General features: G+C 68.9%; 25 protein-coding genes. 18 read left to right on the forward strand and 7 right to left on the reverse strand.

Annotated elements, in window-relative coordinates:
• Positions 1 to 97: 97 nt before the first annotated feature.
• A complete protein-coding gene (locus tag ACZ0AA_RS15570) occupies positions 98 to 457 on the reverse strand; it encodes a nuclear transport factor 2 family protein (protein WP_400862654.1) in 360 nt (119 codons plus the stop codon).
• Between the two features lie 107 nt (positions 458 to 564).
• Here ACZ0AA_RS15570 and ACZ0AA_RS15575 point away from each other — a divergent pair, with 107 nt between their 5' ends.
• The 5 genes from ACZ0AA_RS15575 to ACZ0AA_RS15595 all read left to right on the forward strand — a co-directional run bounded on the left by ACZ0AA_RS15575 (position 565) and on the right by ACZ0AA_RS15595 (position 4,283).
• Positions 565 to 1,263, forward strand: a complete 699-nt coding sequence (locus tag ACZ0AA_RS15575) for a GTP pyrophosphokinase (protein ID WP_463513497.1) — start codon at positions 565 to 567, stop codon at positions 1,261 to 1,263.
• A 57-nt stretch (positions 1,264 to 1,320) separates the two neighbouring features.
• A complete protein-coding gene (locus tag ACZ0AA_RS15580) occupies positions 1,321 to 1,590 on the forward strand; it encodes a hypothetical protein (RefSeq protein WP_400862651.1) in 270 nt (89 codons plus the stop codon).
• A gap of 103 nt (positions 1,591 to 1,693) precedes the next feature.
• Positions 1,694 to 3,316, forward strand: coding sequence for a molybdopterin-dependent oxidoreductase (locus ACZ0AA_RS15585; RefSeq protein WP_463513498.1), 1,623 nt, complete (start codon positions 1,694 to 1,696; stop codon positions 3,314 to 3,316).
• Positions 3,317 to 3,357: 41 nt separating this feature from the next.
• Complete coding sequence (locus ACZ0AA_RS15590) at positions 3,358 to 3,846, forward strand: MogA/MoaB family molybdenum cofactor biosynthesis protein (protein ID WP_400862648.1); 489 nt, start codon at positions 3,358 to 3,360, stop codon at positions 3,844 to 3,846.
• Positions 3,843 to 4,283, forward strand: coding sequence for a molybdenum cofactor biosynthesis protein MoaE (locus ACZ0AA_RS15595; RefSeq protein ID WP_463513499.1), 441 nt, complete (start codon positions 3,843 to 3,845; stop codon positions 4,281 to 4,283). The genes ACZ0AA_RS15590 and ACZ0AA_RS15595 overlap by 4 nt, the downstream gene beginning before the upstream one ends.
• A gap of 125 nt (positions 4,284 to 4,408) precedes the next feature.
• Here ACZ0AA_RS15595 and ACZ0AA_RS15600 read toward each other — a convergent pair whose 3' ends face one another.
• Genes ACZ0AA_RS15600 through ACZ0AA_RS15615 form a run of 4 tightly spaced genes read right to left on the reverse strand, consistent with a single transcriptional unit; the run spans position 4,409 to position 7,129 of the window.
• Positions 4,409 to 4,645, reverse strand: a complete 237-nt coding sequence (locus tag ACZ0AA_RS15600) for a MoaD/ThiS family protein (protein WP_463513500.1) — start codon at positions 4,643 to 4,645, stop codon at positions 4,409 to 4,411.
• Positions 4,642 to 5,121 (reverse strand): cyclic pyranopterin monophosphate synthase MoaC, encoded by a 480-nt coding sequence (gene moaC / locus ACZ0AA_RS15605; RefSeq protein WP_463513501.1) that lies wholly within the window; start codon positions 5,119 to 5,121, stop codon positions 4,642 to 4,644. Before moaC ends, ACZ0AA_RS15600 begins: the two co-directional genes overlap by 4 nt.
• Positions 5,118 to 6,365, reverse strand: a complete 1,248-nt coding sequence (locus tag ACZ0AA_RS15610) for a molybdopterin molybdotransferase MoeA (protein WP_463513502.1) — start codon at positions 6,363 to 6,365, stop codon at positions 5,118 to 5,120. The genes moaC and ACZ0AA_RS15610 overlap by 4 nt, the downstream gene beginning before the upstream one ends.
• Positions 6,362 to 7,129 carry a HesA/MoeB/ThiF family protein gene (locus ACZ0AA_RS15615; RefSeq protein WP_463513503.1) on the reverse strand — a complete coding sequence of 256 codons (768 nt, stop codon included), beginning with the start codon at positions 7,127 to 7,129 and terminating at the stop codon, positions 6,362 to 6,364. The genes ACZ0AA_RS15610 and ACZ0AA_RS15615 overlap by 4 nt, the downstream gene beginning before the upstream one ends.
• A gap of 150 nt (positions 7,130 to 7,279) precedes the next feature.
• Here ACZ0AA_RS15615 and ACZ0AA_RS15620 point away from each other — a divergent pair, with 150 nt between their 5' ends.
• The 7 genes from ACZ0AA_RS15620 to ACZ0AA_RS15650 all read left to right on the forward strand — a co-directional run bounded on the left by ACZ0AA_RS15620 (position 7,280) and on the right by ACZ0AA_RS15650 (position 12,461).
• Positions 7,280 to 7,672 (forward strand): TOBE domain-containing protein, encoded by a 393-nt coding sequence (locus ACZ0AA_RS15620; protein ID WP_463513504.1) that lies wholly within the window; start codon positions 7,280 to 7,282, stop codon positions 7,670 to 7,672.
• A 3-nt stretch (positions 7,673 to 7,675) separates the two neighbouring features.
• A complete protein-coding gene (gene modA, locus ACZ0AA_RS15625) occupies positions 7,676 to 8,458 on the forward strand; it encodes a molybdate ABC transporter substrate-binding protein (RefSeq protein ID WP_463513505.1) in 783 nt (260 codons plus the stop codon).
• A gap of 53 nt (positions 8,459 to 8,511) precedes the next feature.
• Positions 8,512 to 9,243: a molybdate ABC transporter permease subunit gene (gene modB, locus ACZ0AA_RS15630; RefSeq protein WP_463513852.1), complete on the forward strand. Its 732-nt coding sequence runs from the start codon at positions 8,512 to 8,514 to the stop codon at positions 9,241 to 9,243.
• A complete protein-coding gene (locus tag ACZ0AA_RS15635; RefSeq protein WP_463513506.1) occupies positions 9,240 to 10,295 on the forward strand; it encodes a sulfate/molybdate ABC transporter ATP-binding protein in 1,056 nt (351 codons plus the stop codon). Before modB ends, ACZ0AA_RS15635 begins: the two co-directional genes overlap by 4 nt.
• A gap of 203 nt (positions 10,296 to 10,498) precedes the next feature.
• Positions 10,499 to 11,584, forward strand: coding sequence for a GTP 3',8-cyclase MoaA (gene moaA / locus ACZ0AA_RS15640; protein WP_463513507.1), 1,086 nt, complete (start codon positions 10,499 to 10,501; stop codon positions 11,582 to 11,584).
• A gap of 83 nt (positions 11,585 to 11,667) precedes the next feature.
• Positions 11,668 to 12,246: an ArsR family transcriptional regulator gene (locus tag ACZ0AA_RS15645; RefSeq protein WP_400862634.1), complete on the forward strand. Its 579-nt coding sequence runs from the start codon at positions 11,668 to 11,670 to the stop codon at positions 12,244 to 12,246.
• Entirely contained in the window at positions 12,243 to 12,461 is a 219-nt protein-coding gene (locus ACZ0AA_RS15650) for a hypothetical protein (protein WP_400862632.1), read from the forward strand. The genes ACZ0AA_RS15645 and ACZ0AA_RS15650 overlap by 4 nt, the downstream gene beginning before the upstream one ends.
• 24 nt (positions 12,462 to 12,485) lie before the next feature.
• On the opposite strand, the gene ACZ0AA_RS15655 is transcribed toward ACZ0AA_RS15650, so the two are convergent.
• Both ACZ0AA_RS15655 and ACZ0AA_RS15660 read right to left on the reverse strand, forming a co-directional pair.
• Entirely contained in the window at positions 12,486 to 13,700 is a 1,215-nt protein-coding gene (locus ACZ0AA_RS15655; protein ID WP_463513508.1) for an amidohydrolase, read from the reverse strand.
• Positions 13,701 to 13,710: 10 nt separating this feature from the next.
• Positions 13,711 to 14,358: a TetR/AcrR family transcriptional regulator gene (locus tag ACZ0AA_RS15660; RefSeq protein ID WP_311259895.1), complete on the reverse strand. Its 648-nt coding sequence runs from the start codon at positions 14,356 to 14,358 to the stop codon at positions 13,711 to 13,713.
• 167 nt (positions 14,359 to 14,525) lie between these two features.
• On the opposite strand from ACZ0AA_RS15660, the gene ACZ0AA_RS15665 reads away from it, so the two are divergent.
• The 6 genes from ACZ0AA_RS15665 (at position 14,526) to ACZ0AA_RS15690 (ending at position 22,343) form a co-directional block, all read left to right on the forward strand.
• Positions 14,526 to 16,193, forward strand: coding sequence for an ABC transporter substrate-binding protein (locus ACZ0AA_RS15665; RefSeq protein ID WP_463513509.1), 1,668 nt, complete (start codon positions 14,526 to 14,528; stop codon positions 16,191 to 16,193).
• 65 nt (positions 16,194 to 16,258) lie between these two features.
• Positions 16,259 to 17,083, forward strand: coding sequence for an ABC transporter ATP-binding protein (locus ACZ0AA_RS15670; RefSeq protein ID WP_056310222.1), 825 nt, complete (start codon positions 16,259 to 16,261; stop codon positions 17,081 to 17,083).
• On the forward strand, positions 17,080 to 17,886 hold the full coding sequence (locus ACZ0AA_RS15675; protein ID WP_400862627.1) for an ABC transporter ATP-binding protein: 807 nt from the start codon (positions 17,080 to 17,082) through the stop codon (positions 17,884 to 17,886). The genes ACZ0AA_RS15670 and ACZ0AA_RS15675 overlap by 4 nt, the downstream gene beginning before the upstream one ends.
• Positions 17,883 to 18,971, forward strand: a complete 1,089-nt coding sequence (locus tag ACZ0AA_RS15680) for an ABC transporter permease (RefSeq protein ID WP_463513510.1) — start codon at positions 17,883 to 17,885, stop codon at positions 18,969 to 18,971. Before ACZ0AA_RS15675 ends, ACZ0AA_RS15680 begins: the two co-directional genes overlap by 4 nt.
• A 1-nt stretch (position 18,972) precedes the next feature.
• Positions 18,973 to 20,097, forward strand: coding sequence for an ABC transporter permease (locus tag ACZ0AA_RS15685; protein WP_400862623.1), 1,125 nt, complete (start codon positions 18,973 to 18,975; stop codon positions 20,095 to 20,097).
• Complete coding sequence (locus ACZ0AA_RS15690) at positions 20,097 to 22,343, forward strand: exo-beta-d-1,3/1,6-glucosidase (protein WP_463513511.1); 2,247 nt, start codon at positions 20,097 to 20,099, stop codon at positions 22,341 to 22,343. Before ACZ0AA_RS15685 ends, ACZ0AA_RS15690 begins: the two co-directional genes overlap by 1 nt.
• Positions 22,344 to 22,352: the final 9 nt, after the last annotated feature.

Here is a 22,352-nt window from a genome sequence, read left to right on the forward strand (position 1 = left end):
GCTGACGCTTCCCTCACGGGTTCCTCACGGAATCCCTACGGGTGCTCACGCGTCCCTAACGGAATCCTCACGTCCTGGCGCCCGTACCCTCGCGCGCTCAGTCCTCATGGGGGCGAGGCATGTACCACTCCGTGAACTCGGTGGCCCGGCCCTCGGCATCCAGACGGACGATCCAGAGGTTGAGGTAGTCCCGCTCGGCCGGGTACTTGGTGCGGCCCTCGATCACCACGAGGTCGGCGTCCTCGCGGACGATCCACCACTCGAAGGTCCAGGTTCCCGGATCGTCGAGATCTTCGAGCCAGCCGGAGACGATGTCGGCGCGGCCGACGCGGGGCTCGGAATCGGGGCTCGTCAGATACTTCGCGTCTTCGCTGAAGAGCGCGGCGATCTGCTGCGGGTCATTCGATCGCCACGCCTCTACGTACGCTTCCGTCCACTTCTCGCCTGCGCTGGTCATGTCCTCCGTTGTAGACCTGGCCTCCGACATCGTCAAGGCGATCGGGGCCGATTTTCTCATCGCGGATGCACAGCCTGTTCCGATCACGAACGCGTAACGTCGGATGCATGACGTCCCTTCAGGTCACCGATGACGCCATCCAGCAGACTCGGGAGCTCCGCGACGAGTTCCAGCGCTTCCTGCGCGAATACGAGTTCGGGATGCGGGAGGTCGAGACGAAGATCTCGATCCTTCGTGACGAGTTCACCCACCACCACGCCTACAACCCGATCGAGCACGTCAAGAGCCGGCTGAAGACTCCCGACAGCATCGTCGAGAAGATCGCCCGCAAGGGCATCGCCGAGCCCGACTTCGGGCGCATCCGCGCGGAGATCACCGACATCGCCGGCGTGCGCGTGACCTGCAGCTTCGTCGCCGACGTGTACCGCCTGTTCGATCTGCTCACCGCGCAGGACGACGTGACCGTCGTCACGGTCAAGGACTACATCGCCACCCCGAAGGACAATGGCTACAAGAGCCTGCACGCGATCATCGAAGTGCCCGTGTTCCTGTCGACCGGAGCCCTGTCGGTGCCGGTCGAGGTGCAGTTCCGCACGATCGCGATGGACTTCTGGGCCAGCCTCGAGCACAAGATCTATTACAAGTTCTCGAACCAGGTTCCCTCGCATCTCGTCGAGAGTCTGACGGATGCCGCCGAGGCCGCCGCCGAACTCGACAGCCGCATGGAGCGCCTGCACCGCGAGGCGCATGGGGTGCCGCAACGCCAGCTGGCGCCGCCGCCCCCGCCGCACGTCGTGCAGGTGTGACCCGCCACCCGCCCGGCCGTGTTGCGCGGGGTGGTGCGGCCCTGGGAACATCGACAGGTGGTGAAGACGCAGCAGCCCCCGGTCGCCGACCTCGAGCGAACCCTCGTGGAGGTGCCCGGTCTCGACCGTGGTCGACAGCTCTGCGAATGCGACCACGGTGACGATGAGGCGTACGCCGCGTGCGGCCGCAAAGCCAAGTGGCGGGTCTCCGTCGACTGCGTCTGCGGGGAGAACCACCCTCGTCGCGTCGAGATCCTCTGCTCGAGATGCCTGCGCACACTGCGTGACTCTCAGGACCGCGACACCATCACCGCGCGCCGCCTCTGAGAGCGCGCCGCCTCTGGGGACACGCAGACCTGCGACCATCCGTTCGGGTGCCCGCTCCGAACAACCGCTGACCACACCCGTCGGCGGTGCGAAGGAGCAGACCATGGCACAGCGCAGCAAGGGCAGACGATTCATCTTCTGGGCAGCACTCTCGGGTGTGATCAGCGGAGCCGTCTTCCTCGCCACCGCTGAGCTGTTCGCCCTGATCTTCGCGCGCTCCGCGAGTCCGATCCTCGCGGTCGGCGGGTTCGTGATCGACATCGTGCCGCAGCCGTTCAAGGAGTTCGCGATCGCGACCTTCGGCGAGTACGACAAGATCGCGCTGTTGGCCGGACTCGGTCTCGCGGTGGTGATCGCGTCGGCGATCGCCGGAATCCTTCAGCTGCTCCGTCCCCCGCTCGGCGTGATCGCCCTGGTGGTCGCGGGCGCGCTCTCCACCGCGGCGATCGTGACCAGGGCGGGTGTCACGCCCCTCGCCTTCCTTCCTCCCGTGCTCGGAACCATCGCGGGGTCGATCCTCATCGTCCTCCTCGTGCGCCGCCTGAAGACGTGGAAGGCATCCGCTGTTCCTGTCGCGATGGTCGATCGCAAGGGAGAGAGCGTCGGTACGGGCCTCCTCGAGAACTCGGACGCGGATGCCGCGACAGTGGCGAAGCCGATCGGTCGCCGTCAGTTCTTCCTCCTCGCCGGCATCGCGGGAGCATCCGCTGTGATCGTGGGCATCGCGTCGCGGGCAGTGAGCATGACCGTCGCCTCTGTGGCCACGATCCGCGACGCGCTCAAGCTGCCGTCGCCGAAGTCGACCGTGACCGTGCCGAAGGGTGCGGAACTCGACATCCCGGGACTCAGCACGCTGTTCACCCCCAACAAGGACTTCTACCGCGTCGACACGGCGCTGACCGTGCCCACGATCGACCCCAGCACCTGGCGCCTCGTGATCGACGGCATGGTCGACCAGCGGGTCGAGATGAGCTTCCAGGACCTCCTCGACATGGGGCTCGACGAATACGCGATCACCCTGACCTGTGTCTCGAACGAGGTCGGCGGCGACCTCGTCGGCAACGCCAAATGGCTCGGTGTTCCGCTGCGAGATGTGCTCAAGAAGGCCGGCGTGAAGTCGGGCGCTGACATGGTGCTGTCGAAGAGCGTCGACGGATACACCGCCAGCACGCCGCTGTCGGCCCTGACCGACGACAACCTCGATGCGATCCTGGCGGTGGGGATGAACGGTGAGCCGCTGCCGCTCGAACACGGGTTCCCGGTGCGCATGGTCGTTCCTGGCCTCTACGGCTACGTGTCGGCGACGAAGTGGCTCACCGAACTGAAGGTCACGACGTTCGACAAGGACGAGGCCTACTGGACCCCGCGCGGATACAGCGCCGAGGCGCCGATCAAGTTCGCCTCACGCGTCGACACACCCAAGGTCGGCGAGGCCGTCAAGGCAGGCCGCATCCCGATCGCGGGCGTCGCGTGGGCGCAGACGGTCGGCATCGAGCGCGTCGAAGTGCGGATCGATGAAGGTGACTGGGTGCCCGCGACGCTTTCTGCGCCGATCAACGAGGACACCTGGGTGCAGTGGTTCATGGAATGGGATGCCACTCCCGGCACGCACTATGTCGCCGTGCGGGCGGTCAACAAGAACGGCGACCTGCAGATCGAGGAGCGCGCGCCGATCGCGCCGAACGGGTCGGCGGGCTGGCAGCGGTCGTTGATCCGCGTCGCCTGATGTCGGTGCGGCCTGTCGGATCTCGCCCTAGGGTGGGAGCCATGACGTCGCTCCCCGCCTGCGTGATCACCGTCTCGGACCGCTCTTTCGCGGGTGAACGAGAAGACCGGGGCGGGCCGATCGCCGTCGGTCTGCTGCGGGATGCCGGGTGGCACTGCCCGGATGCCGAGGTCATCGCAGATGGTGCCACCTCCGTCGCCGACGCGCTGCGCCGGGCGGTCGCCCGCGGGGTGCGGCTGATCGTGACGACGGGAGGCACCGGCGTGAGTCCACGCGATCAGACCCCCGAAGGCACCCGTCGGGTGATCACTCGGGAGGTGCCGGGCATCGCCGAAGAGCTCCGCCGCAGCGGCCTCGCCGACACTCCGCTGTCGGTGCTCTCTCGTGGTGTGGCAGGCATCGTCGACCCGGGCGGATCGCTCGTGGTGAATCTTCCTGGGTCGCCCCGGGCAGTGGCATCCGGTGTTCCCGTCGTGCTGACCGTCGCGAGACACGTGGTCGACCAGGTCGAGGGCGGTGACCACTCATGAATGAGGTGCGGATCGCCGCGATCTCCGACGAGAAGCTCGACGTCGACGCGCATCTCGCCGCGGTCGACGACCCTGCTCTGGGCGGGGTCACGACCTTCATCGGCCGCGTGCGCGACAACGACCCCGACGCGACGACTCCGGTGGTCGGACTGGAATACAGCTCGCACCCCGACGCCGAGTCGACGCTGCGACGGATCGCCGAAGAGGCGGCAGCGGATGCCGTCGGCGACGCCAGAGTGGTGGTGGCCGTGAGTCACCGCATCGGGCGCCTCGACGTCGGCGATGCGGCCGTGGTGATCGCGGTCGCCGCAGAGCACCGTGCGGAGGCCTTCGAGGTGTGCCGTGCGGTCATCGAGGACATCAAGAAGGCACTGCCCGTGTGGAAGCGTCAGGTCGAGTCCGACGGCTCCACGTCGTGGAAGGGCATCGGCGGCTGAACTGAGGTGCGGCTGCTTCACGCGGCCATTCGCGCTTCTGACGGCCGTTTTCGGTATCAGCGTCCTTCTGAAGCGCAGATCGCCGCACGAAGCGAACGTCCCGCGGGCGTCGCTTCGCCTGCGGCCTATCCCCCGGCGAACGGGGGGAGCACGTCGATCAGCTGGGCGTCGTCGAGCGGACGGTCGTCATCGCTGCGCATACCGTCGACCATGACCGCGCACCGCGGAAGGATGTCGGCGAGCGCCGGGTGGTCGGCGACGACGGCGGCGCGCAGCTGCTCGAGCGAGTGCTCGCCGCGGTCCTCGGCGTCGGTGCCCGCGGCCTCGGCGGCCGCAGCGAAATAGCGGACGCGGGTGGTCACAGCGTCTCTCCTTCGCGCACCCAGTCGCCCGAGCGTCCGCCCGACTTCGCGACGATGCGCACGTCTTCGATGACCACCGACCGGTCGAGGCCCTTGATCATGTCGACGATCGCGAGCGCGCTGACGGAGACGGCCGTGAGCGCCTCCATCTCGACGCCCGTGCGGTCGGCGGTGCCGACGGTCGCCTCGACGTGCACGCCGTCGTCGACGATGTCGAGCTCGACGTTGGCCCGATGCACGCCGATCACGTGCGCGAGCGGCAGCAGGGTCGGGGTCGACTTCGCGGCCTGGATGCCGGCGATGCGGGCGACCGCCAGCACGTCGCCCTTGGGGGCGGTGCCGTCGCGCAGTGCCGAGATCACGTCTCGGCTGCAGCGCACGAAGCCACGGGCGGTGGCGGTGCGGACGGTCGGCTGCTTGGCGGTCACGTCGACCATGTGCGCGTGGCCGGCCGAGTCGAGATGCGTGAAGCTCATTCGACCAGCATGACATCGATCGCATCGCCCACGGCGACGGCCTCGACCTCTGCGGGCACGATCGCGAACGCGTGCGCTCTGGCGAGACCGCCGGCGAGGTGCGAGCCCGAGCCGCCGGAGGTCGCCGGGCGCACCGTCCGGTTCGCGAGGTCGACGACGGCGGGGAGGTACTGACGTCGGCCGGGAGGGGGCGTCCAGGCCGCATCCGCGGTGAAGGACGCCCGAGGGCGGTGCATCTCGGTGCGACCCTGCAGTGCGAGCAGCGCGGGCCGCACGAAGACCTCGAATGACACCGCGACGCTCACAGGGTTGCCCGGCAGTCCGAAGACGAGTGTGCCGGTGTCGAGCACGCCGAACGCCTGCGGCTTGCCCGGCTGCATCGCGACGCTCGCGAACTCGACCTGGCCGCGCCCGTCGAACGCGCCGCGCACCGGCTCGTAGGCGCCGGCGCTCACCCCGCCGGTGAACACGATCACGTCGGCACCGCGGTCGACCGCCGTCGCCGTGACGGTTCGCACGGCATCTGCGTCATCGGCGACGCGCGCGACGAGCACGACCTCGGCGTCGGCATCGGCCACGAGGAGCTCGAGCAGAGGGCCGTTCGAGTCGGGGATGCGGCCGCGGGTGGCGGGCTCCCCGGGAGCGAGCAGCTCGCTGCCGGTCGAGATCACGGCCACACGCGGCGCTCGGGTCACCGACACGCTCTCGACCCCAGCCGCCACGGCGGCTGACAGCTGGAAGGCCCCGAGTCGTTCGCCCGCGAGCACCACGGCATCCCCGGCCTGCAGGTCCGCTCCTCGGCGGCGGATGAAGGCTCCGAGGGTGGCCGGTGCGCGCAGCACCCGCACGTCGCCCAGCGAGTCGGCGAGCCCGCCCGCAGTGTCTTCGAACGGCACGATCGCATCCGCCGCCGTCGGCGCAGGGGAGCCGGTCATGATGCGCGCGGCCTCTCCCGCCGCAAGCGAGGGGTCATCCGACACCCCGGCCGGCAGATCGGCGACGACGCGGAGCACGACGGGGTTCTCTTCGGATGCCGCGGCGACGTCGGCCGCCCGCACCGCGAAGCCGTCCATCGCGGAGTTGTCGAAGAGCGGGATGTCGTGGGCCGCCTTCGCAGCCGCCGCGAGCGTGCGCTGGGCGGCGTCGCGGATCGGCCGTGTCTCGGCGGGCAGTGTGCGCACGGCATCCAGCACCCGCGCGAACTGCTCCTCGACCGTGCGGCGGCTGCCGTTCGCGGCGCTCATGCCGACACCGCCGACCGGATGGCGATCTCGTGCTGTCTCGCCGTGAGTGCGTCGATGATGGCGAGGCGCCCGAGCAGCGGTTCGCCCGCGCCGGTGATGAGCTTCACGACCTCGCCCGCCAGCATCCCGCCCACCTGCACGCACAGGGCCCCGAGCACGCCGACCTGCGCGCAGCTCGGCGGCTCGCCCTCGGTGCCGAGCGGGAAGAGATCGGTCAGCACGACCGGATCGTGCTCTGGCGGGTTCGACCAGAACACGGTCGCCTGCGCGTGCCACTCCTGCACGGCGCCCCAGACGAGAGGGATGCCGAGGGCCTCGGTCGCGGCGGCGACGTCGCGCCGGGTCGCGAAGGAGTCGCTCGTGTCGACCACGATGTCGGCCCCCGCGAACAGGCGCTCGGCGTTCTCGGAGTCGAGTCGCTCGGCCGCCGTCACGACGTCCGCCCCGGGCGACAGAGCCAGGATCGCGCGCTCGGCCGAGGCGGTCTTCGGTCTGCCGATGTCTTCGACGCGATGGGCGAGCTGGCGCTGCAGATTCGTCAGTTCGACGATGTCGTCATCGATCACCGCGATGCTGCCGACTCCGGCCGCGGCCAGTGCGAGCAGCACGGGGGAGCCGATGCCACCCGCCCCGACGACCGTGACGTGGGCGGCCGCGAGGCGGCGCTGCCCCTCTTCGCCGATGCCCGCGAGCACAGCGTGCCGTGCGGTGCGGACGAGTTCGGCCGGGTCGAGGGAGGGCGCGGGTGCGACGAGCGGCTGCATGGCACCAGGCTATGCCCGGGGTGCGCGATTGCGGCGGGAGCAGCGCGATTCGCCCTGTGTTCGGAGCGGAGGGGTACTCTGCGGGCGAGAGATATCCGCTGATGCGGAATTTTACTGCCTCAACATCCGCTCCTGCGGTAACGTTCACCTATGCAGACCTTTCGGATCTCCCGCGCCGCCCAGCTGCTCGGGGTGAGCGACGACACCGTGCGGCGTTGGATCGATCAGGGCCTGCTGCCGACGACGGATGCCGTCCCGGCCGAGATCCCCGGAGACGCTCTCGCCGCACGCGCCGTCGAGCTTGCCGAGGAGGCGCAGGAGTCGAATCATGCGCTCTCGAGTGCCCGCAACCGCTTCGTCGGCATCGTGACGCGTGTGCAGATCGACGGAGTCATGGCGCAGGTCGACCTGCAGTCCGGGCCCCATCGCGTCGTCTCGCTCATGTCGGCCGAGGCCGCCCGCGAGCTGAACCTCGAGGTGGGCTCGCTCGCCACCTCTTCCGTGAAGGCCACCAACGTCGTCGTCGAAGTGCCGAAGGGCTGACCCATGAGCCGCACTCTCCGCCGCGCCGTGTCGGTCGTCCTGACTGCCGCAGCGCTCGCCCTCACGGGGTGCGCCGCCGGTGCCGAGTCGCCGACGCCGACCGCGACGGACCCCGCTGAGGGCACCGTGAGCGGTGAGCTCACGGTGTATGCGGCCGCCTCGCTCTCCGGCGCCTTCGAAGAGATCGGCGCGGCGTTCACCGACGCGAACCCGGACGTCGACTTCAGCGGGGTGTACGACGGGTCCTCGACGCTGGTCACGCAGCTCCTCGAAGGCGCCCCGGCCGACGTGTTCGCCTCTGCCGACGAGGCGAACATGGACAAGCTCGAGGATGCCGCGGTCGACCCGACGCTGTTCGCGTCGAACACTCTGGTGATCGCGGTGCCGACCGGCAACCCCGGCGGCGTCGAGACCCTCGCCGACCTGGCCGACGTCACCACCGTGCTGTGCGCCCCCGAGGTGCCGTGCGGTGCTGCATCCGCCACCCTGATCTCGAACGCGGGCGTCACGGTGGAGGCGGCCAGCCTCGAGCAGAACGTGACCGCTGTGCTCACCAAGGTCGCAGCCGGCGAGGCCGACGCCGGACTCGTGTATGCGACCGACGTCGTCGGTCGCGACGACGTCGAGGTGATCGTGCCCGACGGTGCCGACGAGGTCGTCAACCACTATCCGATCGCGGCGCTGTCCGAGGCCCCGAACTCCGCGGCCGCCGACGCGTTCGTCGCCTTCGTGCTCTCGGATGAGGGGCAGCGCATCCTGGCCGACTTCGGGTTCGGAGCGCCGTGAGCGCGGCCGGAGCGGGCGGATACGCGCCGCGTGCACTGGCCATCCCTGCCCTGATGGGTCTCGCGTTCCTCATCCTCCCGCTCGCGGCTCTCGTCGCCCGCGTGGAGTGGTCGACCTTCATCGCCGACGTGACGTCGGAGGCCGCGCGCTCGGCGCTGCTGCTGTCGCTGGGCACCGGTCTCATCGCCACACTGCTGTGCATCGTGATCGGCGTTCCGCTGGCGTTGACCATCGCTCGTTCGGGGCCGCGCCTCGCCGCGGTGCTGCGTGCGGCGGTCACGGTGCCGCTCGTGCTGCCGCCCATGGTCGGCGGTGTCGCCCTGCTCTACCTGTTCGGCCGGGCGGGGTGGTTCGGAGGGCTCGGACTCTCGTTCAGCACGCCGGCGGTCATCCTCGCGCAGACGTTCGTGGCGCTGCCGTTCCTGGTGCTGGCCGTCGAGGGTGCCGTGCGCACCTCGGGGGTCGAGTACGAGCGCACCGCCGCCGCGCTCGGCGCCGGCCGCTGGACGATCCTGCGCCGCATCACCCTGCCGCTGGCGGCTCCCGGAATCGTAGCCGGCGTGGTGCTGTGCTTCGCGCGGGCGATCGGGGAGTTCGGTGCCACGGCGCTCTTCGCGGGCAACCGCCCCGGCGTCACGCAGACCATGCCGCTCGCGATCTACACCGCCTTCAACGGCGCCGGGGTGACCCAGGGGGCCGCGGTCGCTCTCGCGCTGTTGCTGCTCGCCACCGCGATCCTCGTGCTGCTGCTCGTGCGCGGTTGGCGTCCGGGGGCTGCCCGATGAGCGCCGTCGGTGGCATGCACGCTCATGTGGTCGTGCCGCGGGAGCACTTCACGGTCGACGTCTCACTGCAGGTGGAACCGGGTGAGACGGTCGCCGTGATGGGGCCGAGCGGTGCGGGCAAGTCGACCCTGCTGCAAGCGCTCGCCGGACTCGAGCCGCTGGGTGGGGGCGAGATCGTCGTGGAGGGTCGGGTCGTCGACCGGGTCGCGAAGCCCAGGGTGCAGACCGAGCCGATGCGCCGCGGGGTCGTGCTGCTGGGGCAGAAGCCCCGGCTGTTCCCCCATCTGTCGGCGCGCGAGAACGTGGCATTCGGGCCGCGTGCGGCGGGGGTCGAGGCGCGAGCAGCGCGAGCTGGCGCCGACGACTGGCTTGCGCGGGTCGGGCTTCCCGGCGCCGGAGAGCGGATGCCGCACGAGCTGTCCGGCGGTGAGCAGCAGCGCGTCGCGGTCGCGCGTGCGCTCGCCGCATCCCCTCGCGTCGTGCTGCTCGACGAGCCCCTCGTCGCCCTCGACCCCGAGACGGCCGGTGACATCAGGCGGATGCTGCGCGACCAGCTCGTCTCGACCACCACCGTCGCGGTCACACATGATGCGGCGGACGCGGTCGCGCTCGCCGACCGTCTGATCGTCGTCGAGGCCGGTCGCGTGACGCAGGAGGGGCCGGTGCGAGAGGTGCTCGCCGCACCCGCATCCGGTTTCGTCGCGTCTATCGCCGGGCTGAACCGCCTCGTCGGGGTCGCGAGTGGGGGAGGGTGGCGCAGCGGCGAGGTGCTGCTGACCAGTGACGATCCGGCGTCGCGTGCTCTCGCAGCGACGGATGGCGCTGCGCTCGCCGCAGTGTTCCGGCCGGGCGATGTGCGGGTCGCCGAGGCGGACGCAGTGTCGTGGCCCGCTGTGGTGACGCGGATCGAGCCCACGCTGGGGGGCGTGCGCGTGCACACCGATGCTGGGGCGGTCGACCTGTCGCTGGATGCTGCCGGAGGGGTCGCGGTCGGCGATCGGATTCGGCTGCGGGTCGACCCGGCACTGGTGCGGTTCGTCTCGGTGCTCTGAGCTCGCCCGACGGCTGAAGAAATCCCGGATGGCTGGACGGATGCTGTCGCCCACTCAGCCCGTCGCGGAATCTCCGGCCAGGTGGCCTAGGCGAGCGGCGTGCGCTGGGGAGACCTGGCAATATGCCGGTCGTCCTGCCTGCACGGGCCTGTGCGCCGGGCACGCGGGTAGTCTCGGAACATGTCGGGGAGAGGGATCGAGCGATGACGGCTGTGCCGGTCGTGATCGGGATGCGGGCGCCGAGCGCCGTGGTCCTCGATGCCGCCGCGCCCGCCTCGCAGGGACTCGTCGACACGCATGGTCGCGTGCACCGTGACCTGCGCATCTCGCTGACCGACCGCTGCTCGCTGCGCTGCACCTACTGCATGCCCGAGCAGGGCAACGAATGGCTCGCGCGCACCAGCATCCTGTCGACCGACGAGATCGTCGAGGTCGCCCAGGTCGCCGCCTCGCTCGGCATCCGCACGTTCCGCCTCACGGGCGGCGAGCCGCTGCTGCGCGCCGACATCATCGACGTGGTGCGCCGTGTCTCGGCGATCGAGGGGGATGACGGGCCGGTCGAGGTCGCGATGACGACGAACGGCATCACTCTCGCGAAGCACCTGCCCGACCTGATCGACGCCGGCCTCACGCGTCTGAACATCAGCATCGACACGGTCGATCGTCAGCGCTTCGCCGACCTCACGCGTCGTGATCGCATCGACGACGTGTTCGAGGGCATTGCGGCAGCGGCGGCGTCCGAGCTCCGCCCGCTCAAGCTCAACACGGTCGCCATGCGCGGTGTGAACGACGACGAGCTGCCCGACCTGGTCGCGTTCGCGATGGAGGTCGGTGCGCAGCTGCGCTTCATCGAGCAGATGCCGCTCGACGCCGGGCACACCTGGGACCGCGCGTCGATGGTCACGCGCGAGGAGATCCTCGAGAAGCTCAGCGCGCGGTGGAGCCTCGAGCCGGTTCCCGGTCGCGGCGGAGCGCCGGCCGAGAAGTGGCGCATCGACGGCGGACCGCACGAGGTCGGCGTCATCGCCTCGGTCACCGCCCCCTTCTGCGGCGCGTGCGACCGACTGCGACTGACCGCCGACGGGCAGCTGCGCAACTGCCTCTTCTCGAACGCCGAGTACGACCTGATCGACTCGCTCCGCGGACCCGCGGCGTCCGATCCCGCCCAGCGGGCAGCGGCGATCGGCGCCATGCTGCGCTCGTGCGTGCACGGCAAGCTGCCGGGGCACGCGATCAACGACCCGTCGTTCCTGCAGCCCGCCCGCGGCATGAACGCCATCGGCGGCTGAGGCAGAGTTCGGATGCGGTGAACCCGCACTTAAGTTTTCACAAAATGTCTGTTTTGATACAAAATGTGAAAGCAACTGTGCCGGTGATCTCGCCTCTGCTGCGATCTGATCTTCAAGGACACCTTCTCGCGCTCCTTCTGCTCGCGCCCGATCGAGAGCGCACCGTGACGGAGATCGCGGCCGACGTCGGGGGATCGATGCCCACTGTGCATCGCGAGATCGAACGGCTCGTTACGGCGGAGTTCCTGACCCAGCGCAGGTCGGGTCGGAATCGCTACATCCGAGCGAACCGCGAGCATCCGCTCTATCGCCCCGTTCGAGAGATCATCGAGTATGCCTATGGCCCCCGCGTGGTGCTTCCGGAGGTCCTCGCCGATGTCGGTGGGGTCGAGGATGCTTACGTCTATGGTTCTTGGGCTGCGCGCATGAGTGGAGAGGCCGGTGCCGACCCCCAAGACATCGACGTTCTGGTCGTGGGCAGTCCCGATCGGGTCGAGATCCAAGAAGCAGCATCGGCAGCAGAGGCGCAGCTCGGTCGAGAGGTCAACATGCGGGTGGTCAGCGCCGAGCGTTGGCAGAACGCAGACGAGCCCTTCCTCCGCACGGTCAAGGATCGACCGCTCGTGAGGCTGCGGGTCGAGAGTGAGTCGGAGGCTCCGTGAATCGATTACTCAGGTGGGAGACGGGTCGACTCGCCATCGACGCTCTTCTGGAGAAGAAGCACCTCGAGCAGGTCGCGGCGAATGTCGAGCACGCCGAACTGCTCATCGAGCGTGCCCGGAGGCATGTCGCGTCAGCGGTGACGCTTCGAGACGATGATCCCGACCAGGCTTTGGCTGCGCGGCTCGCGGATACGCTCCCGCCGTACCGACGCTGACCGACCGCTTCGCGCGGACGCGCCTCAGCCGAGGAACTCGCGCGCGGCGGCCGACAGCGCGGTGACGCCGACCTCGATCGTCGGGTGGATCTCCGGTGCGAAGAACGGCGAGTGGTTGGTCGGGATGTCCTTGTCGAGGGTCCCGGCCGCCGCTGAGGCAGCGAACTTCGCGGCATCGATCCCGCCCCAGAACCAGAACACCAGAGGAGCCCCCGTGTCGCGGGCGAACCACGACACGTCTTCACTGCCGGTGAACATGCCGGGGTCGATGACCGAGGCCTCGCCCAGCGCGCGCTGCAGCGCCGACGTCACGCGTGCCGTGGCATCCGCGTCGTTGATCGTCGGGGGCAGCGTGTGGTCGGTGCGGATCTCGGGTTCGCGCTCCGCGCCCGATGCCGCGGCCTCGGCACGCACGATGCGCTCGACGCTCGCGAGCACCTTGTCGCGCATCTCGTCGTTCGGGTAGCGCAGGCTGAGCTCGAGCTTCGCCTCGGCGGGGATGATGTTGTTCTTGAGCCCCGCGTGGATCGACCCGACCGTCACGACGGCGACGTCTCGGGGGTCGACCTCGCGCGAGGTGATGGTCTGCAGGCGCATGACGGTCGCCGCAGCCATCACGACGGGGTCGATGGTCGAGTGCGGCCGCGAACCGTGCCCGCCGCGGCCGTGAAGGGTGACGGTCAGGCCGTCGGATGCCGCCATCTGCGTGCCGGGGCGTACGCCGATCGTGCCGGCGGGCAGGGGAGTGACGTGCTGACCGAGCACGACATCGGGGTGCGGCACGAGATCGCGCAGTCCGTCGTCGAGCATGGCGCGGGATCCCGCGCCGTATTCCTCAGCAGGCTGGATCAGCACGACGACGGTCCCCGACCAGTCCGCCTTCTCGGCGACGAGCTTCTCGACGGCCCCGATCATCGCGGTGACGTGCATGTCGTGGCCGCAGGCGTGCATGACGGGCACGGTGTTGCCTGCGGGGTCGATGCCGGTCGCGGTGCTGGCATAGGCGAGGCCGGTCTCTTCACCGACGGGCAGCGCGTCCATGTCGGCACGTGCCCAGACGACCGGTCCGTCGCCGTTGCGCAGGATGCCGACGACGCCGGTGACGCCGATGCCCTCGTGCACCTCGAGGCCGAGATCCCGCAGGTGACCGGCGGCGATGCCGGCGGTGCGCGTCTCCTGGAACGAGAGCTCAGGGTGCTGGTGCAGGTCTGTGTAGAGCGCTTCGAGGTCGATCGTCATGGCCCCGAGCCTAGTCGTGGCGGTACGACTCCAGTGCCGGTCCGGGGTGCAGCACGCCGTTGACGATCGAGCGGATCGCGAACTCGCTCGCCTCGCCCAGGTCGAAGACGTCGCGGTGCAGCAGCCACTGCAGCTGCAGTCCGTCCATCACGGCGAGGATGCTGGCCGCGGCGGTGGCCACGGTGTCGGGCTCCGTCACACCCTCCTGTGCGCACAGCAGATGGAAGGCGTCGGTGACCTCGCGTCGGAGGGTCGTGTAGCGGTCCTCGAAGTAGTCGCGACCCGGGTGGTTGTCCGTCACGGATTCCGACGACAGCACGGTGTACGCCTGCACGATGCCGGGGCGCCGTTCGTTCGCGACCGCGGTGCGCACGAGGTGCAGGAAGAGCTCGGGCCCGCCGGGGATGTGCTTCTCGGCGAGCTCTGCGACATCGGCCTGGTCGCGGTACGCGAGCACCTCGAGCAGCAGCTTCTGCTTCGAGCCGAAGTGGTGCAGCACGCCGGCATGGGTGATGCCCACCTGCTCGGCGACATCGGCGAGAGTGCCGTTCGTCGAGCCCTTGTTGCCGAAGATCTCGACGGCGGCTTTGAGGATCTGCTCCCGCTTCTCGCGGGTGGCAGGCCGGACGGACGTGTGGGCGACAGCATCCTTCGACATGGTCCATCCTCTTCTGCACGGAATCCTGCACTGGATCGTACTTGCCAACTCTACTTACCAACGAGTAACCTCGCACCAGCTTACTTTCTCGCCAGTAAGCAAAGTTCGCCGGATGCCCGAGCATCGGGCAGCCACACAGCACAACGACCCGTGCCCAAGGAGAAGCAATGAAGCTCAGAAAGTCCCTGATCGCTGTCGCGGCGATCTCCGCCCTCAGCGTCTCGGCCCTCGCCGGCTGCGCCGCCGGCGGATCGAACGACGCAGACAGCGGAGCCGGCGGTGCGGCCCTGACGATCGCCAAGCCCGACGGTGCGATCACCACCGAGTCGAACAACCCCTATGTCGGCGACTCGTCGGCCTCGAAGTACGGCTACGGCAAGGTCATCTTCGAGACCCTCGGCCTCGTGAACCAGACCGGCGACCGCGAGGTCACCCCCTGGCTCGCCGAGAGCATCGAGTGGAACGACGACTACACGGCCGTCACCGTCGTGCCCCGCAAGGACGTCACCTGGAGCGACGGCGAGCCCTTCACCGCCGACGACATCGTCTTCACCTACGAGCTCGTCTCCACCCCCGCGCTCGACACCGCCGGTCTCAAGTTCGAGGGCGCGACCGTCGACGGCGACGCGGTCACCCTGACCTTCGGCGAGTCGAAGTACGTGAACCAGGCCCGCGTGCTGCACGTGCCCATCGTGCCGAAGCACATCTGGGAGAACCTCGACGAGCCGGCCACCGACCCCGTCAAGGGCGACGACCTGGTCGGCACCGGCCCCTACGCGCTCTCGAACTGGTCGACCGAGTCGGTCACCCTCGAGGCCCGCGACGATTACTGGGGCGGCGACCTCGCGGTGCCCGAGCTGCACTACGTCTCGTACGGCGACAACACCGCTCTGACCACCGCACTCGCTCAGGGCGAGGCCGACTGGGCGCAGGCGTTCATCCCGCAGATCAAGGAGCAGTTCCTCGACGCCGACCCCGAGCACAACAAGTTCTTCGTGGCGCCGACCACCGGCTCCGCGACGCTGTTCATGAACCTGCAGCAGAAGCCGTTCGACGATGTGGCGTTCCGCCAGGCGCTCGCCTGGGTCATCGACCGCGACGCGTACGTCGACATCGCACGCGAAGGGGCGAGCGAGCCGGTCTGGTCGGTCACCGGACTCTCGTCGATCCTCGAAGACGAGATCCAGCCCGAGTTCCAGGGCGAGGAGTACTCGGTCGACGCCGAGAAGGCCCGTGACCTGCTCGAAGGAGCCGGGTACACCTGGAAGGACGACGCACTGATCGACCCCGACGGCACGCCCGTCTCGTTCACGCTCTCGGTGCCCTCGGGCTGGAGCGACTGGAACACCGCGCAGGAGCTCATCGCCGAAGACGTCACCGAGGCCATCGGCGCCGAGGTCAAGATCGACATGCCCGACTGGGGCGGTTGGGCAGGACCCCGCGACGACGGCTCGTTCTCAGCGATCATCCACTGGCTCGAAGACAGCGGCACGGCCTACGGCCTCTACACGTCGACCATGGACCCGCGCTGGATCTCGCCAGAGGGCGTCGCCGGATTCAACTTCGGACGCTTCGAAGACCCCGTGGCGACCGAGGCGCTGAACACCTACGCCAACGCGTCGTCCGATGACGAGCGCACCGCGGCGATCACGACGCTCGAGCAGATCTTCGTCGAGCAGGTCCCGGCGATCCCGCTGGGCGCGCACCCGCTGCTCGGCGAGTACAACACCCGCAACTACGTCGGGTGGCCTTCGGAGGAGGACCCGTACGCCTCGGGCGACCCGACTCAGCAGAACATCGTGCAGATCCTCACGAAGCTGAAGCCGGCCGAGTAAGCAGTCCCGGGGGTGGGCGGATGCCACGGCATCCGCCCACCCCACCGACCGACGAAGGACCCCTCATGTCAGAACCCCTGCTCAGCGTGCGCGACTTCTCCGTCGTGTACGACGTCGATCCGCCCGTCGAGGCGGTGAAGAACGTGACGCTCGAACTGCAGCGCGGAGAGATCCTCGGTCTCGCAGGAGAGAGCGGATGCGGCAAGACCACCCTCGCCTACGGCGTGCAGCGTCTGCTGCGTGCCCCCGCCGTGATCGCGGGCGGCAGCGTGACGTTCCACGATGCATCCGGCGTGGACGTCGACATCAACGCACTCGACGTCGATGCGATGCAGAAGTTCCGCTGGGACAAGGTCTCGATGGTGTTCCAGGGCGCGATGAACGCCCTCAACCCCGTGGCGACGATCGGCTCGCAGCTCGAGGACGTCTTCGAGATCCACCGCCCTGACATGACCCGCAGGCAGCGCAGGGCCGAGGCCGAGGAACTGCTCGAGATCGTCAAGGTCGGCCGTCAGCGCACGCGTTCGTTCCCGCACGAGCTGTCCGGCGGCATGCGCCAGCGCGTCATGATCGCGATGGCGCTGGCTCTGCGTCCGCAGCTGATGGTCATGGACGAGCCGACCACCGCGCTCGACGTGCTGGTGCAGCGCGAGATCCTCAAGCAGATCTCGCAGCTGCGTCACGAGTTCGGCTTCTCGGTCATCTTCATCACCCACGATCTGCCGCTGCTGCTCGAGATCAGCGACCGCATCGCGATCATGCGCGAGGGCGAGATCGTCGAGCTCGCCTCCGCCGAGCAGATCTGGACGAACCCGCAGAACGACTACACGAAGACGCTGCTGTCGTCGTTCCCCCGTCTCACCGGCGCGAGAGGAGTGCTGACCCGATGACCACTCTCGAGTTCGCCGATGTCACCAAGGTCTACAACGTCAGAGGAGCCGGTCAGCTCAAGGCGCTCGACAGTGTCAGCTTCACCCTGAACTCCGGCCAGACCATCGGTCTCGTCGGACAGTCGGGCAGCGGCAAGTCGACCATCGCGAAGATCCTCACCCAGCTCGAGACGCCGACGACCGGAGAGGTGCGCCTCGACGGCAAGCCCATCCCTCGGCGCGGCAAGGGCCTGCGAAAGTATCGCCAGCAGCTGCGGATGGTGTTCCAGGATCCGTTCGCCTCGCTCAACCCGTACCACTCGATCAGGTACCACCTGGAGCGGCCGATCCGGCTCGACGACGTGGTGCCCAAGAACGAGACCGAGGCTGAGGTGCGACGACTGCTCGAGCGCGTGCGCCTCGACGCCGATGCCGTGATCGACCGCCGTCCGCACGAGCTCTCCGGCGGGCAGCGGCAGCGCGTCGCCATCGCCCGCGCTCTCGCATCGCGCCCTTCGCTGCTCGTCGCCGACGAGCCCGTGTCGATGCTCGACGTATCCATCCGCCTCGGGGTGCTGAACCTGCTGGCCGATCTGCAGCGCGAAGAGGGCCTCGGAGTGCTCTACATCACCCACGACCTCGCGACCGCGCGGCACTTCAGCGACAAGATCATGGTGCTCAACCAGGGTCGGGTCGTCGAGTACGGCGACGCCGACGACGTCATCCTCAACCCGCAGGACCCCTACACGCGCGAGCTGCGCGCAGCGTCTCCCGACCCCGACAAGCACTTCGCGTCGGCAGCCTCGCACGGAGGTGCACAGTGACCACCGCATCCCCTCAGCTCCCGCTCGTCGATGACGAGCAGCGTGACGCGCTCGAGGTCGGCACCACGGCGACGACGACCCAGAAGGGCCGAGCTCTCGTGCCCTGGCGCTTCTTCGCCGGGCGGGCAGGCTTCTACCTGTTCACCCTGTGGGCGGCCATCACGATCAACTTCTTCCTGCCGCGGTTCATGAAGGGCGATGCGGTCAGCTCGTACCTCGCGCGCAACCGCAACATCAGCCCGGAGGCGGCGGACTCGCTGCGCGTGCTGCTCGGCATCGACACCGACAAGTCGATGTGGCAGCAGTACATCGACTACTGGGCGATGCTCTTCCGCGGCGATCTCGGCATCTCGACCCTGCACGGTCTGCGGCCGGTGGGCGAGGTGCTGGCATCCGCTCTGCCGTGGACGCTCGGCCTCGTCGGACTCGCGACGATCATCTCGTTCGCGCTCGGCACCGTCGGCGGCGCGATCGTCGGCTGGCGTCGTGGCAGCAGGCTCGACGCACTCATCCCGATCACGACGTTCTTCAACACGATCCCCTACTTCTGGCTGGGTCTCATCGCGATCGCGATCTTCTCGTCGACCCTCAAGTGGTTCCCGTCGTCGCACGCGTACGACAAGGGGCAGTCGCCGGAGTGGAGCCTCGACTTCATCGGTCAGGTGATCATGCACGGCACGCTGCCGGCGGTCACGATCATCATCGCGTCGCTCGGCGGATGGATGCTGGGCATGCGCAACATGATGCTCACGGTGCTCGACGAGGACTACATCACAGTCGCCCAGGCCAAGGGCATGCCGAACAAGCGGGTGCTCTGGGCGTACGCCGCGCGCAACGCGGTGCTGCCGCAGATCCAGAGCTTCGCGCTCTCGATCGGGTTCATCGTCGGCGGCACCATCGTCATGGAGATGGTCTTCAGCTACCCGGGTGTCGGCAAGCTGCTGCTCGATGCCACCAATGCGAAGGACTTCGCCCTGATGCAGGGTGTGTTCCTGGTGATCACGCTGTCGGTGCTGGTCGCGAACATCCTCGCCGACATCGTCTACGCATACCTCGACCCGCGCACGCGCCAGACGGAGGCCTGACATGAGCGTTCCCACCTCGACCGACACCACGGCACCCGACGGCAGCGCGATCCCCACGGGGATGCCGGAGACCGCGACGTTCCGCACCACCGAGGACGTCTCGCCGCCGCGCAAGACGTTCTGGTCGCAGCTCGCGCACTCGTTCGCGATGTTCCGCAACCCCAAGTCGATCGCCGGCCTGATCATCCTCGGGGTGTTCGTGCTGATCGCGATCTTCGCCCCGCTGCTCGCGCCCTACGGCGCGACGCAGAAGGACCGCACGGCGCTGCGGCAGCCGCCTTCGTTCGACCACTGGCTCGGCACCACCCACATGGGCGAGGACGTGCTCAGCCAGCTCATCTTCGGCACGCGCGGCGTCGTCGTGGTCGGGTTCCTCTCGGCCATCATCGCGACGATCATCGCCATCACGATCGGCGTGATCGCCGGCTACGTGCGCGGCTGGAAGAGCGAGTCGCTGTCGGCGCTGACGAACGTCTTCCTGGTGATCCCCGGCATCCCGCTGATCATCATCGTGGCCTCGCAGTTCGAGAACCCGCCGCTCATCGTGATCGCCGCCGTGCTGGGCCTCACGGGATGGGCCTGGGGTGCGCGTGTGCTGCGCGCGCAGACCATGTCGCTGCGCAACCGCGACTTCATCCAGGCCGCGCGTGCCAACGGCGAACCTCTGCACCGCATCATCACCGTCGAGATGCTGCCGAACCTCATGGCGCTGATCGCATCGAGCTTCGTCGGCACCGTCACCGCGGCCATCCTCGGACTCACGACCCTCGCCTTCATCGGCGTGATCCCGGTGAGCAACCTCAACTGGGGCACGATCCTGTTCTGGGCGCAGCAGAACGGCGCGTTCCCTCGGCTGTGGTGGTGGTACGTGCCCGCAGGACTCTGCATCGCGATCATCGGCGTCGCCCTGTCGCTCATCAACTTCGGCATCGACGAGTACGTCAACCCGAGGTTGCGGTCGGCGGGTGAGCGCGCCCGCGCGATGAAGAAGAAGGGCCTCGACGTGAACGACCCGGTGACGGCGGTGCGCAGCGTGCCGACAACCGACTCGGGTACCGTGCAGAGCGCGGCGACAGCGACGACGACCCATACGAAGACCGATACGAAGACACAGAACGCCGAGTGATGACCTCTCAGACCCTGACCGAATCCCTGCCCTATCTCGACCCCGAGCTGCCGATCGCGGCGCGTGTCGCCGACCTTCTCGACCGCATGACGGTCGAGGAGAAGGTCGGGCAGATGCTGCAGCTCGATGCCCGCGACGACCTCGACGACCACGTCCTGGGAAAGCACGTCGGCTCGATCCTGCACACGTCGCCCGAGCGCATCATCCGCGCGAACGAGCTGACCGCGCAGACCCGGCTGCGCATCCCGCTGCTCGTCGCGGAGGACTGCATCCACGGCCACTCGTTCTGGCCGGGGGCGACGATCTATCCGACCCAGCTCGGCATGGCGGCGACGTGGGACGCCGAACTCGTGGAGAAGGTCGCGCGGGCGACTGCGATCGAGGTCGCGGCGACCGGCATCCACTGGACGTTCTCGCCCGTGCTGTGCATCGCGCGCGACCTGCGCTGGGGCCGCATCGACGAGACGCTCGGTGAAGACCCGTTCCTGATCGGCGAGCTCGCCTCGGCCATGGTGCGCGGCTACCAGGGCGACGGCCTCGACGACCCGACCGCGATCCTCGCCACGGCCAAGCACTTCGCCGGATACTCCGAGACGCAGGGCGGGCGCGACGCCAGCGAGGCCGACATCTCGCGGCGCAAGCTGCGGTCGTGGTTCCTGCCGCCCTTCGAGCGCGTCGCTCGTGAAGGCTGCCGCACGTTCATGCTCGGCTACCAGACCACCGACGGCGTGCCGATCACGGTCAACGACTGGCTGCTCAGCGACGTGCTTCGTGGGGAGTGGGGCTACACCGGCACGCTCATCACCGACTGGGACAACGTCGGCCGCATGGTGTGGGAACAGCACGTGCAGCCCGACTACGCGCACGCGTCCGCCGCCGCGGTGAGCGCCGGCAACGACATGGTCATGAACACCCCGGGCTTCTTCGAGGGCGCGCTCGAGGCGGTGTCGAACGGGCTGCTCGCGGAGGACGCCTTCGACGACGCCGTGGCACGCATCCTGACCCTGAAGTTCGAGCTGGGGCTGTTCGAAGACCCGCGGCTGCCGCAGGACGAGCTGGATGCCGTGGTCGGCAGCGCCGCGCATGCGGAGCTCAACCTCGAGACCGCACGCCGCTCGATCGTGCTGCTCGAGAACGACGGCGTGCTGCCGCTCGACGCGTCCGCGCCGCTGAAGGTCGCGGTGGTAGGTCCCCTCGCCGACGACGCCCAGACGCAGCTCGGCGATTGGGCCGGCGGCTCCGGTCAGGCCGGATGGCTCGACGGGCAGCCGCGCGAGATGATCACGACCGTGCTCGACGGCCTGTCGGGCGTCGACGGGTGGTCGGTGACGCACGCTCGCGGTGCCGAGATCCTCACGCTCGAGGAAGACCCCCACGGCGCGAAGTTCCCTGACGGGCAGCCCCGACCCCCGGTCGTCGTGCCGAGCGCGCCGGACGAGACGCAGATCGCCGAGGCCGTGGCCGTGGCTGCGGCATCCGATGTCGTGGTCGTCGTCGTCGGAGACCGTATCGAGCTCGTGGGCGAGGGCCGCTCGACTGCGACCCTCGAGCTGATCGGCGGGCAGAACGCGCTGCTCGACGCGCTGATCGCGACGGGCAAGCCGGTCGTCGTCGTGCTGCTCGCCTCGAAGCCGCTCGTGCTGCCGGCATCGGCCTCGCAGGCCGCCGCCGTCATCTGGGCCGCGAACCCGGGCATGCAGGGCGGCCGCGCGCTCGCCGAGATCGTCTCGGGTTCCGTCGAGCCGTCAGGGCGATTGCCGATCTCGTTCGCCCGCCACGTCGGGCAGCAGCCGACGTACTACAACCAGATCCGCGGACAGCACGGCGATCGCTACGCCGACCTCACGCAGTCCCCGGCCTGGGCGTTCGGCGAGGGGCTGTCGTACTCGACGGTCTCGTACGGCGAGCTGTCGCTCGACACCGACCGGCTCGGTCTCGACGACACGATCGTCGCCGAGGTGACGGTCACGAACACCGGTGCGCGTCCGGTGCGCGAGACCGTGCAGGTCTACGTGCGCGACTCCGTGACGAGTGTGAGCTGGGCGGACAAGGAACTGAAGACTTTCCGCCAGGTCGACCTGGCGCCGGGGGAGTCGGCGCGCGTGCGCCTCGACCTGCCGGTCGCAGAGTGCTCGATCGTGGATGCCGCCGGCATCCGTCTCGTGGAATCCGGCGCGTTCGAGCTGCTCGTGGGTCCGAGCTCCCGTGACGACGTTCTGCTGAGCGCCGCGTTCACCGTCGCCTGATCATCTGCG

The sequence above is a fragment of the Microbacterium sp. AC035 genome (assembly GCF_979258485.1).

Excerpts from the sequence above, each read along its gene's own strand:
- modA (WP_463513505.1), top strand. The coding sequence starts at position 7,676 with ATGAGCCGCACTCTCCGCCGCGCCGTGTCGGTCGTCCTGACTGCCGCA.
- ACZ0AA_RS15610 (WP_463513502.1), bottom strand. The coding sequence starts at position 6,365 with ATGAGCGCCGCGAACGGCAGCCGCCGCACGGTCGAGGAGCAGTTCGCG.
- ACZ0AA_RS15585 (WP_463513498.1), top strand. The coding sequence starts at position 1,694 with ATGGCACAGCGCAGCAAGGGCAGACGATTCATCTTCTGGGCAGCACTC.
- moaA (WP_463513507.1), top strand. The coding sequence starts at position 10,499 with ATGACGGCTGTGCCGGTCGTGATCGGGATGCGGGCGCCGAGCGCCGTG.
- ACZ0AA_RS15570 (WP_400862654.1), bottom strand. The coding sequence starts at position 457 with ATGACCAGCGCAGGCGAGAAGTGGACGGAAGCGTACGTAGAGGCGTGG.
- moaC (WP_463513501.1), bottom strand. The coding sequence starts at position 5,121 with ATGAGCTTCACGCATCTCGACTCGGCCGGCCACGCGCACATGGTCGAC.
- ACZ0AA_RS15620 (WP_463513504.1), top strand. The coding sequence starts at position 7,280 with ATGCAGACCTTTCGGATCTCCCGCGCCGCCCAGCTGCTCGGGGTGAGC.
- ACZ0AA_RS15670 (WP_056310222.1), top strand. The coding sequence starts at position 16,259 with ATGTCAGAACCCCTGCTCAGCGTGCGCGACTTCTCCGTCGTGTACGAC.
- ACZ0AA_RS15660 (WP_311259895.1), bottom strand. The coding sequence starts at position 14,358 with ATGTCGAAGGATGCTGTCGCCCACACGTCCGTCCGGCCTGCCACCCGC.
- ACZ0AA_RS15690 (WP_463513511.1), top strand. The coding sequence starts at position 20,097 with ATGACCTCTCAGACCCTGACCGAATCCCTGCCCTATCTCGACCCCGAG.
- ACZ0AA_RS15575 (WP_463513497.1), top strand. The coding sequence starts at position 565 with ATGACGTCCCTTCAGGTCACCGATGACGCCATCCAGCAGACTCGGGAG.
- ACZ0AA_RS15635 (WP_463513506.1), top strand. The coding sequence starts at position 9,240 with ATGAGCGCCGTCGGTGGCATGCACGCTCATGTGGTCGTGCCGCGGGAG.
- ACZ0AA_RS15595 (WP_463513499.1), top strand. The coding sequence starts at position 3,843 with ATGAATGAGGTGCGGATCGCCGCGATCTCCGACGAGAAGCTCGACGTC.
- modB (WP_463513852.1), top strand. The coding sequence starts at position 8,512 with ATGGGTCTCGCGTTCCTCATCCTCCCGCTCGCGGCTCTCGTCGCCCGC.
- ACZ0AA_RS15590 (WP_400862648.1), top strand. The coding sequence starts at position 3,358 with ATGACGTCGCTCCCCGCCTGCGTGATCACCGTCTCGGACCGCTCTTTC.
- ACZ0AA_RS15685 (WP_400862623.1), top strand. The coding sequence starts at position 18,973 with ATGAGCGTTCCCACCTCGACCGACACCACGGCACCCGACGGCAGCGCG.
- ACZ0AA_RS15665 (WP_463513509.1), top strand. The coding sequence starts at position 14,526 with ATGAAGCTCAGAAAGTCCCTGATCGCTGTCGCGGCGATCTCCGCCCTC.
- ACZ0AA_RS15675 (WP_400862627.1), top strand. The coding sequence starts at position 17,080 with ATGACCACTCTCGAGTTCGCCGATGTCACCAAGGTCTACAACGTCAGA.
- ACZ0AA_RS15655 (WP_463513508.1), bottom strand. The coding sequence starts at position 13,700 with ATGACGATCGACCTCGAAGCGCTCTACACAGACCTGCACCAGCACCCT.
- ACZ0AA_RS15615 (WP_463513503.1), bottom strand. The coding sequence starts at position 7,129 with ATGCAGCCGCTCGTCGCACCCGCGCCCTCCCTCGACCCGGCCGAACTC.